Below are 10,551 nucleotides of genomic sequence, written 5' to 3' on the forward strand. Positions count from 1 at the left end.
CATGCGATTGGATTAACACATGTCACTATAAGAAGTCTCTCACCTGCAGCGAAACAGGTAAGTTCTGTGATTTAGGTAGCTTCTCAATCTATCTTTTAGAATGACGTGCCTGGCCCAAGGTGTGTCCGCTCAGCGTGTGGTTTAACCCTTATGAGACTTGCCGGTCACAGCCTCAGCGTTTTGTTTGCGCAGCCCGCAGGCCGTTCAAGATCACGATCACTTCGGCGACCTCGTGAACCAACACGACGGCGGCCAGGCCCAGCACGCCGCTGATCGCCAGTGGCATCAACACGATGATGATGGCCAGAGACAGCACGATGTTCTGGTTGATGATCCTGCTTCCTCGGCGGGCGTGCTGCAGCGCCTTCGGGATTAGCCGGAGGTCGTGGCCGGTGAAGGCGACGTCAGCGGACTCGATCGCGGCGTCAGAGCCGGTCGCTCCCATCGCTATGCCCACCGTCGCACCCGCCAGTGCCGGCGCGTCGTTGATGCCGTCGCCGATCATCGCCGTCGGCGTCTTGGAGGAGAATTCGGCGACGATGCTTGCCTTGTCCTCAGGGCGCAGCTCGGCGCGCACGTCGTCGATTCCGGCGATTCCAGCCAGCGCCCGGGCGGTGCGAGTGTTGTCGCCGGTGAGCATGCTTACTTCCACGTCGTTGGCGTGCAGGGCCTGCACGGCTTCGGGCACCTCGGGCCGCAACTCGTCACGGACCCCGATCGCCCCGGCGAGAGCGTCATCGACGGTGACCAGGACGCAGGTCTGACCCTCGGACTCCATGCGCTCAACGTCTGCTTTCAGTGGTCCGGCGTCGATCCATCGGGGGCTGCCCACCAGCACCCGTCGGCCTTCGACGGTGCCGCCGATGCCATGCCCAGCTTCCTCGCTGATGTCCGAGGCGGTGGGCGCTTCGGGCCCCGCTGCCGCGATCGCCGCAGCGAGGGGGTGTGTCGATTGCTGCTCAACTGCCGCCGCGAAGGAAAGCACCTGCGCCCGATCGAATCCGTCTGCCGGGACCACTCCGGTAACCTCAGGCTGGTTGCGGGTAAGGGTTCCGGTTTTGTCCACTGCCAGGTGACGGATGCCGCCGAGTCGCTCGAACGCCGCGCCGGACTTGATGACCACTCCGAACTGGCTGGCCGCGCCGATCGCGGCCACGACCGTCAGCGGCACGGAGATTGCCAGCGCGCACGGCGACGCTGCGACCAGGACTACCAGCGCACGGGTGATCCACGTCTCAGGGTCGCCCAGCAGCGAGCCGATCACACCGACCAGCACCGCTAGGATCATCACCCCGGGCACTAGGGGTTGAGCAATCCGGTCGGCGATCCGGGCGCGGTCGCCCTTTTCCGCCTGCGCTTGCTCGACTAGGTCCACGAGTGTGGTCAGCGAGTTGTCCGTTCCAGCTGCGGTCGTCTCGACCTCCAGCACCCCGGCGGAGTTGATCGCTCCCGCAGGCACTTCGTCGCCGGGCGCAACCTCCTCCGGAATGGATTCTCCGGTGATCGCTGAGGTGTCAAGGCTGGAGCGCCCGGATCGAATGATGCCGTCCGTGGCGATCCGCTCCCCGGGGCGCACGAGCATTAGCTCGCCAACCTCGAGGTCCTTCGCTTCGACCTCGGCCGCTGTGCCGTCGCGCAGCACCGTCGCGGTCTGCGGTACCAGCTTCAACAGCGCCCGCAGTCCGCCTTGGGCCCGGTCCATCGCCTTGTCTTCCAGTGCCTCGGCGATCGAGTACAGGAACGCTAGCGCCGCGGCCTCTCCGACGAATCCGAGGATCACCGCACCGACCGCGCTGATCGTCATTAGCAAGCCAATGCCGAGCTTGCGCTTCGTGACAAGGTTCCGGATCGCTCCAGGCGCGAACGTGTAAGCGCCCAACAGCAGCCCAACCCAATACAGTACCGTCGCGGGCGTCTCCAAGTCGGACCAGTCCAGCGCCAGTCCTGTTATGAGGGCTACGCCGGAGAAGATCGGCAGCAGTAGCTCAGGGTCCTTCCACCATGGCCGATCGAGCTCGTCGATCTCCGTGGCGGGTTCGTGTTCGCATCCACATGCTGAACTCATACGTCCGCTCCTTTCTCGCCGCAGCCGGGCACCGAGCACTCAGTGTCGATGCAGGGGGCATTCTCGTCGACGGCCAGTGTCGCGTTGACTAGCGCTTCGAGCGCTGCCGCGAGGTGCGGATCGGCGATTTCGTAGCGGGTCTTACGGCCCTCCGGCTCAGCGACGACAATGCCACAATCGCGCAGGCAAGACAGGTGGTTCGAAACGTTCGAGCGCGTCAGATCCAAGCTTTGCGAGAGCACAGCCGGGTAGCTCGGACCGTCTAGTAGGGTTATCAGGATTCGGGAGCGCGTCGGATCAGCCATGGCCCGGCCGAGCCGGTTCATGACGTCGAGGCGCGAAGCAATAGTCAGCATGTGCTGAACTATACAGTGTGCGGTGAACTATTTAAAATGGGCTGAACTAACAGTCACGCGAAAGTCCTGCGACCTGCAAGAATTAGTCAATGGGATAGCCGATGACTGGTCCTTCGCGGTTCGGCTGCCAACCCAACGAGGGGGCGACGTGGGCGGCGAAATTCTCCAGAATCTTCACGTGAATGCCCACACCCACCCCTGTGGGGATGGTGATGAACAGGGTGTCGGCGGACATGACGGCGGCGTAGGTGCGGCCAGCGACACTGACACCAGGTTCTCCATCAAGGGCTAGACACTCACGGACATTGCGTACGGGTCGAACCACACGTAGCGAAGCTTTCTAATAGCCAAATGACTAACTCTTTTCGCTGGTATCCGGGAATGATACTTCCTTGAAGTCGGCGGTGTTGGCTACCCCGCGTACGAAGTACTGGAACTACTGCTTGGAAACCACTTTGGTCTACGAAGCCATAGCCCTTCAAGCTACATCGCAGGAAAATTCCATTTCACGGTCGGTATGGGCCTTTTGCAGTTGGTTAATGCGAAATTTGTTCACCGTCTCCTTAGCCACCCACACGCTTAACACGGTGTTTGGTCATCTTCGCGCGAGGCGAGCAGCTCCTTTAAGTGCGCATCGATGTCATCGAGCTTTCTCAGAACGGATACGGCGAAAACGATACTAATGACTAAAGCGATAATGCTGAGCATCAATGTCCCCCTTTCTCTGGCAGTTCACTCCATCGGATCTGATTCCTTGCCCGACGATTAAACCATGGTTCTGGCCCAGCGGATAGGGGGGCACGGTGGGGAAGGGGGACGTCGGCAAGCAAAAGCGCCGCGCCCCAAGACTGGGAAACGCGGCGCTGAAGCAATCCGGCGGGAGGGTGCTTAGTGGTCAGCGCCCTGGATGGAGTGCTTGTGATCGCGGACTGCTTCGCCCTCAGCGTAGAGCGGCATATCCTGCTTAGCCTTGTACCACTCGGCGTGGTTTGGCTCGAGCGGGGTACGGCCGGCGATGAGGTCAGCGGCCTTCTCGCCCACCATCATGGTTGGGGAGTAGATATTGCCGTTGGTCACGGACGGGAAGACGGAGGCATCCGCAATGTAGAGGCCTTCCACGCCCCACACGCCCATGGTGTCCGGGTTAACCACGGCCATCGGATCGGACTCCGCGCCCATCTTGGCGGTGCAGGATGGGTGCAGCGCGGTCTCGCCATCGTTGCGGACCCACTCCAGGATCTCCTCGTCGGTCTGGACATCCGAGCCCGGGCTGAACTCGCGGGCGCCGACTTCTTCCATGGCCTTGGTATCCAGCAGGGAGCGAGCAACGCGTACGGCCTCAACCCACTCGCGGCGGTCCTGGTCGGTCTTCAGGTAGTTGAAGAGGATGGACGGCTTGTCGTGGATATCGGCGCTCTTGATGTGAACGTGGCCCTTGGTATCGGAGAACATCGGGCCAACGTGCCACTGGAAGCCGTGCTTGACGTCTGCCTTCTGGCCGTCATAACGCACGGCCATCGGCAGGAAGTGGAACATGAGGTTCGGGTAATCCTCATTCTCATTGGAGCGCACGAAGCCGCCGCCCTCGAAGTGCGAGGTAGCAACCGGGCCCTTGTGGGTCAGCAGCCACTGCAGACCCATGAACGGCCAGCGCCACTTATCCAGGTAAGGCTGGGAGGAGGCGGTGGACTTGGTGGTCTCATACTGGATGTAGACCTCGAGGTGGTCCTGCAGGTTCTCGCCCACACCTGGCAGGTGCTTGACGACGTCAATGCCGTGCTTCTCCAGAATCTCACGGTCACCAATGCCGGAGATTTCCAGCAGCTGCGGGGTATTGATGGCACCGGCGGACAGCACGATCTTCTCGGCGTAGACGCGGTGCACGCCACCCTGCCACTCGTACTCAACGCCGACGGCCTTCTGGCCCTCGAAGAGGATCTTGGTGGTGAAAGCGCGAGTGCGGATCTCGAGGTTCTCGCGATCCATGTTGGGGTACAGGTAAGCGCGGGCAGCGGACCAACGCTTGCCGTTCTTAATATTGCGGTCGAACGGAGCGAAGCCCTCCTGGCGGTAACCGTTGACGTCATTGGTCAGGTTGTAGCCGGCCTCCTGTACGGACTTGAACAGGGCCTGGAAGAGCTCGGAGGTAGCCGGGCCACGGGAGAGGTACAGCGGGCCATCGTGGCCGCGGCGCGGATCGTTCGGCTCGGCCGCAGCGGCGGTCTCCATGCGGTTGAAGTACGGCAGGCAGTGGGCGAAGTCCCAGTTTTCCATGCCTGGGTTCTGGCCCCACTTCTCATAGTCCATCGGGTTACCGCGCTGGTAGATCATGCCATTGATGGAGGAAGATCCGCCGAGGACCTTGCCGCGGGCATGGTAGACGCGGCGGCCGTTCATCTCCGGCTCCGGATCGGACTCGTACATCCAGTCATAGTTCTTTGCGCCGATTGGGAAAGAGAAGCCGGATGGCATGTGGATGAACAGATCCCACAGGGAATCTGGGCGGCCGGCCTCGAGGACCAGCACGCGGGTGTTCTTGTCTTCGGTCAGGCGTGCGGCGATGACGGAGCCTGCGGAGCCACCGCCAACGACGACTACGTCGCTTACTTCATCGGTGACCTTCTTAGCGGAACGCTTCTTGGTCAGCTTGTCCATAAAACCCATAAATCCCCTTCTTTCTGTGAAATATTTCACACGTCAAGATGGCCCCACCGAAAGTGAATATTTTGTAATTTATACAAAAGTCTGTAAATATCCACATCGCCTTATGTGCGGGCACTATCTCCAGAGTACACATTCCCCTAGAAGTTTGCCCAGATTAAGGTATATTTGCCTTGTTCGGATGGACGTCTCAGCAGATGAAATCCGAAGTCTTTTCGCATAGTTCACCCTCATATGATTCATTTCACTCACCTATCTCTCCCTGCGATCTTGTGAGACTTTTGGGGCACTCGTGCGAAAGATTCGGCCCAAACCAACCAACACTAGGAGAAGTAGATGGCAAACTTCGATCCTCACGACCCTGAGGAGCCCCACACTTCGAGCACATCCCCCCAACACGGGGGTAAAGACACCTCTCTCGCAACCCCCTCTGGGGATACCAAAAAGCGCAGCCCGCGCTACCAAGTCCGCGCCCTCGTCGGCAGCTATAAGGCAGAAACCGGCGATGATGTAGGCGCGGCCGAGGTCCCCGCACCCAAGACCAACTGGCCGGTATTTATTATCTCTGGCGTGTTGATCATCGCCATGGTCCTCTACGCCGGCTTTGGCCGTGAATCAGCGGCGGAGACCCTGGCCAATGTCACCGGCTGGATTGGTACCAACCTCGGCTGGTTCTATGTTCTCACCGCCACCATCGCCGTGGTTTTCGTCCTTTATATTGCCATCTCCAATACCGGCAATATCCGCCTAGGCCCGGACCACTCGCGGCCCAAATTCAATACTTTCTCCTGGGTATCCATGCTCTTTGCCGCCGGCATTGGCGTGGATCTTATGTTTTTCGCCGTCGCCGAGCCGGTCACCATGTACATGGCGCCGCCCGTGGGCGAGGGCGAGACCATGCAGGCGGCCAAGGAAGCCGTAGTCTATGCCATGTTCCACTATGGCCTGACCGGCTGGGCCCTCTACGCCCTGATGGGTATGGCCTTCGGCTACTTTGCCTACCGCCTGAATATGCCGCTGGCTATCCGCTCCGCGCTCTACCCGCTCATCGGCAAGCGCGTGCACGGCCCTATCGGCTCCGCAGTAGACGTCGCGGCCATGCTGGGCACCGTCTTCGGTGTCACCGCGTCCCTGGGCATCGGCGTGGTGCAGCTGTCCTACGGCATTCACCTCATCTTCGGCTTTGAGCAGGGCTTCGGTCTGCAGGCCGCGCTCATCATCATCGCTATTACTATTGCGACCCTCTCGGCTGTATCCGGCGTGGATAAGGGCATTCGCTTCCTCTCCGAGCTCAACGTCTACCTAGCCATCGCGTTGATGATTTACGTCGTCGTCTTTGGCAAGACCGCCTACCTCTTCGATGCCATCGTGACCAATATCGGCGACTATGTCTCGAAATTCCCGTCCTGGACCATGGAGACCTTCGCCTTCGCTGAGGACCAGGCGGCCGCCGATACCTGGATGCAGTCCTGGACCCTCTTCTTCTGGGCATGGTGGATTGCTTGGGCGACCTTCGTTGGTCTCTTCTTGGCCCGCATCTCCCGCGGCCGCACCCTGCGCCAGTTCATCTTCGGCACCCTCACCTTCCCGTTCCTATTCATCCTGATGTGGATGTCCTTCTTCGGCAACACTGCCTTGGACATGGTCCGCTCCGGTGACTATCCCGAATTCGCCGAAAATGCGATCAACGTGCCGGAGCAGGGCTTCTACGATATGTTGCAGGAATTCCCGGGCTCTGCCATTGTCATCTTCTTGACCACCTTTATCGGCCTGCTGCTCTACATCACCTCGGCCGACTCCGGCGCATTGGTGATGTCCAACTTCACCTCTCGCATTACCGATAACCGCCAAGACGGTTCCCGCTGGCTGCGCATCTTCTGGTCCGTAACCGTAGGTGCGCTGACCTTGGCCCTGCTGCAGATCGATGGCATCGCTACCGTGCAGTCCGCGACCGTCGTCATGGGTCTGCCTTTCGCGTTCGTGGTTTACCTCATCATGTTCTCGCTGTGGAAGTCTCTGCGCCTGGAAAATATCCAGCGCGAGGCCCGCACCACCGCTATGCATGGCGTGATTTCTTCCCGCACCGAGCGCGAACCGGCCAACGCCGACCTCTGGAAGAGCCGCCTCGACCGTGCCAATACCTTCCCCTCCAAGCAGGAGATGGATACCTACCTGCGCGAAACCGCTACCTACGCCCTCCAGCAGGTGGCAACGCACATGCGCAGCCGCGGCTACGATGCCCTCTTGCTCACCAGTGAGCTTCCCGACGTCGAACTTCCGCAGCTCGACCTCGAAGTAAAGCTCCACAATGAGCGCATGTTCCGCTACCAACTCTTCCCGGTTGCGGCCGAGCGTCCCGACTTCGTCAAGGGCGAGAGCGATGATTACTATCGCCTCGAGGTCTACGATATGACCGGTTCGCTGGGCTATGACGTCTACGGTTACTCCGAGAACCAAATCATCAATAACGTACTGGACCTCTACGAGCGCCACCTGGCCTTCCTGCACATGCAGCAAACCCAACCGGGTGAGTCCGATGTCTCCGATGGCGCCGAGCCTGAGCGCACCTGGCGCGAAGATAGCTAAGCTGGCCAGTACAACTACCTCTATGAGAGAAAGGTTGCTTTTCACTTGAGCACCCAGAACACTTTGTTCGACCCTACCCAGACCGAGCTGCTGAAGGGCGTGCATGCCGACGGCGCCCCGAAGTCCCTGTTCATCAACGGTAAATGGGAAGCCGCCCAGAGCGGCGAGACCCGCACCATCATCTGCCCGGCCGATGGTTCCACCGTCGGTTTAGTCTCCGAGGCATCCGATGAGGACACTGAGCGCGCCATCAAGGTTGCACGTGAAACCTTCGACAATGGCGAGTGGGCTAATACCCCGTCCGCCGAGCGCGGCAAGCTCGTCATCCGCGTGGCTGATTTCATCCGCGAGCACAAGGAACTTTTCGCACAGGCCGAGTCCGCCGATACCGGCAAGCGCTACGAGGAATCCCTGGGCGATATGGATGACATCGCCAACGCCTTCGAGTTCTTCGGCACCCTGGCCCAGCACCAGGCCGGCCGCGTGGTCGACCCGCAGGATCCCAACCTGCGCTCGCGCATCGACGCCGAGCCCGTCGGCGTCTGCGGCCTGATTACCCCGTGGAACTACCCGCTGCTGCAGGTCTCCTGGAAGGTCGGCCCGGCCCTGGCCGCCGGCAATACTTTCGTCCTCAAGCAGGCGGAGCTCACCCCGCACACCGCAATGCTGCTCATGGCCGCCCTCAAGGAGTGCGGTCTGCCGGACGGCGTGGGCAACCTCATCACCGGCGCCGGCGCTAACTGCGGTAACCCGCTCTCCCAGCACCCGGACGTGGACATGGTCTCCTTCACCGGCGGCCTGGTCACCGGCAAGATCATCGCCAAGAATGCGGCTGAGACCGTCAAGCGCACCGCACTCGAGCTCGGTGGCAAGAACCCGAACGTCATCTTCGCCGATGCCGATTTCGACGTCGCCGTGGACAACGCCCTCAATGGTGCCTTCTTCCACTCCGGCCAAGTCTGCTCCGCAGGCTCCCGCATCGTCGTCGAAGAGTCCCTGCACGATAAGTTCGTCGACGCCCTGGTAGAGCGCGCCAATAAGATCAAGATCGGCGGCCCGACCGATGAGAAGGCCGAGACTGGCCCGCTCATCTCCGCCGAGCACCGCGAGAAGGTCGCCGCCTACGTGGACAAGGCCCGCGAGCAGGGCGCCAAGATCCTCACCGGTGGCCGCGCCGCCACCAGCGAGGACACCAACGGCCAGCACGGCACCGGCACCACCGACCTGGGCGCCGGCATCTACTACCTGCCGACCATCATCGATGGCGCTACCCGCGAGATGGATTGCGTCCACGACGAGGCCTTCGGCCCGACCGTGACCATCGAGACTTTCACCACCGAGGAGGAGGCCATCGAGATCGCCAACGACACCGAGTACGGCCTGGCTGGCGCCGTCTACACTTCCGACGCCGGCCGCGCCGAGCGTGTCGCCCGCGCCCTGCGCCACGGCACCATCTGGATCAACGACTTCCACCCGTACCTGCCGCAGGCAGAGTGGGGCGGCTACAAGCAGTCCGGCAATGGCCGCGAGCTTGGCCCCACCGGCTTGGCCGAGTACCAGGAGCACAAGCACGTGTACCAGAACCTCTCCCCTGCCGCTTGGGATCAGTTCGGCCTGCAGTAACTAAGCCGGCCACATAATAGTCGGCCCCCGCTGCTCAGAAAGAGCGCGGGGGCTGAAGTGTATCTGGCCAACGCGCGGCCACGTTATCGGTCTCGTTCGTCTATTGCGGGGCCAGAACGTGGCCGCTGTGCGAACTGATTATGCGGAAACGGCATCTTCCAGCTCAGCCAGCAAGGAAGTGGTGCGCTCCACCTTGAAATCAACCGGGTGGAATTCGCCCTCTGCCCAGTCGGTGGCGAGGAAGAACTCGATCTGGTTGCGCAGCTGCGGCATGGAGAAGTTCACCACGATAGGGCGCCATGCTTCGATGGCGCGGACCGCACCGGACGGACCGTAGCCAACGAAGGCAACCGGCTTGCCGGCCCACTCTGCGGCCAGGCAGTCGAAGGCATTCTTGAACGGGCCCGGCACGGAGCGGTTGTACTCCGGGGTGATGAAGATGAAGCCATCGCAGGCGTCCACTGCATCAGACCATGCCTGAACCTTCTCGTCCTCGTACTGCTTATTAGCAGCCGCCGGTACAGCTTCGGTGGTCAAGACTGGAATATCGAATTCCTTGAGATCCAGCAGGGTGTACTCCACGCCGTCCTGACGACCCTGGGCCACGTCATTGAGCCACTCGCCCACTACCTTGCCGGCGGCCTTATCGCGGGTGCTGCCGATGATGATGCCGATACGAGACATGAGAAAACCTTCTTTCCTTCAAGCTTTATGTAACACATCTAGCTTACAGCCCGTGCCGACACTTGTCTGATAGTGATATTGATACGACCTTCACTCAACCCGCACCCCTCCGGCAAAGTGCCTGTCAGATGCGAGTTTTTGGTACCGGTGTTCTGGGGACTCGGTACTGTCGTGTTCCGGGTAGTTGGTACCGGGCCGAGGGGTACGTCGGCCCGGGCCGTTAGTCTTAGTCGTCTGGGGTGGTCGGGGCGGTGGCTTTACGCATGTCGAAGTCTCCGATATGGATTCGGTGGCCGTTGTTGAGGCGGCTTACGAGTGAATCGGCTCCGACTCTGTCTGGCAGTGTTTCAACCCAGTAGGCGGCAGCTGATTGGGAAGAGATCAGTGTTGGGAGCCTTCCGTCGCGGTCGAATATGATCTTGGCTAGGTCTTCTTGCCCGCGCTGGTTGATGCTGATGGTCATAAAGTCGTCGATGATAAGGACATCGACGTTGATCAGTTTCCGCATCTTATCGAGGTAGTTTTGGTCAGTCGGTGAGAAGACCGCCAGCATGTCTACAAGTTGATCCAGCCGGT

Annotated in this window: 9 protein-coding genes; 2 read left to right on the top strand and 7 right to left on the bottom strand. The window is 60.8% G+C overall.

What is annotated here, in order from left to right:
* Positions 1-172: 172 nt before the first annotated feature.
* The 5 genes from MHK09_RS07985 to betA form a co-directional block, all read right to left on the bottom strand.
* Positions 173-2,065, bottom strand: a complete 1,893-nt coding sequence (locus tag MHK09_RS07985; protein ID WP_200436032.1) for a heavy metal translocating P-type ATPase — start codon at positions 2,063-2,065, stop codon at positions 173-175.
* Entirely contained in the window at positions 2,062-2,421 is a 360-nt protein-coding gene (gene cmtR, locus MHK09_RS07990) for a Cd(II)/Pb(II)-sensing metalloregulatory transcriptional regulator CmtR (RefSeq protein WP_023016478.1), read from the bottom strand. The genes MHK09_RS07985 and cmtR overlap by 4 nt, the downstream gene beginning before the upstream one ends.
* 82 nt (positions 2,422-2,503) lie before the next feature.
* Positions 2,504-2,746, bottom strand: coding sequence for a hypothetical protein (locus MHK09_RS07995; protein WP_436232108.1), 243 nt, complete (start codon positions 2,744-2,746; stop codon positions 2,504-2,506).
* Between the two features lie 254 nt (positions 2,747-3,000).
* A complete protein-coding gene (locus MHK09_RS08000; RefSeq protein ID WP_005329784.1) occupies positions 3,001-3,129 on the bottom strand; it encodes a hypothetical protein in 129 nt (42 codons plus the stop codon).
* 180 nt (positions 3,130-3,309) lie between these two features.
* Positions 3,310-5,085 (bottom strand): choline dehydrogenase, encoded by a 1,776-nt coding sequence (gene betA, locus MHK09_RS08005; protein WP_250413182.1) that lies wholly within the window; start codon positions 5,083-5,085, stop codon positions 3,310-3,312.
* Between the two features lie 333 nt (positions 5,086-5,418).
* On the opposite strand from betA, the gene betT reads away from it, so the two are divergent.
* Complete coding sequence (gene betT / locus MHK09_RS08010) at positions 5,419-7,668, top strand: choline BCCT transporter BetT (RefSeq protein ID WP_250413183.1); 2,250 nt, start codon at positions 5,419-5,421, stop codon at positions 7,666-7,668.
* 45 nt (positions 7,669-7,713) lie between these two features.
* Positions 7,714-9,291 carry an aldehyde dehydrogenase family protein gene (locus MHK09_RS08015; protein ID WP_250413184.1) on the top strand — a complete coding sequence of 526 codons (1,578 nt, stop codon included), beginning with the start codon at positions 7,714-7,716 and terminating at the stop codon, positions 9,289-9,291.
* A 138-nt stretch (positions 9,292-9,429) separates the two neighbouring features.
* Here MHK09_RS08015 and MHK09_RS08020 read toward each other — a convergent pair whose 3' ends face one another.
* Both MHK09_RS08020 and MHK09_RS08025 read right to left on the bottom strand, forming a co-directional pair.
* Positions 9,430-9,975, bottom strand: a complete 546-nt coding sequence (locus MHK09_RS08020) for an NADPH-dependent FMN reductase (protein ID WP_250413185.1) — start codon at positions 9,973-9,975, stop codon at positions 9,430-9,432.
* A 226-nt stretch (positions 9,976-10,201) separates the two neighbouring features.
* Positions 10,202-10,551 (bottom strand): ATP-binding protein (locus tag MHK09_RS08025; RefSeq protein ID WP_250413186.1); only part of this gene is annotated, 350 nt, incomplete at its 5' end.

Source organism: Corynebacterium tuberculostearicum, assembly GCF_022347235.1.
Classification (GTDB): Bacteria; Actinomycetota; Actinomycetes; order Mycobacteriales; family Mycobacteriaceae; genus Corynebacterium; species Corynebacterium tuberculostearicum_F.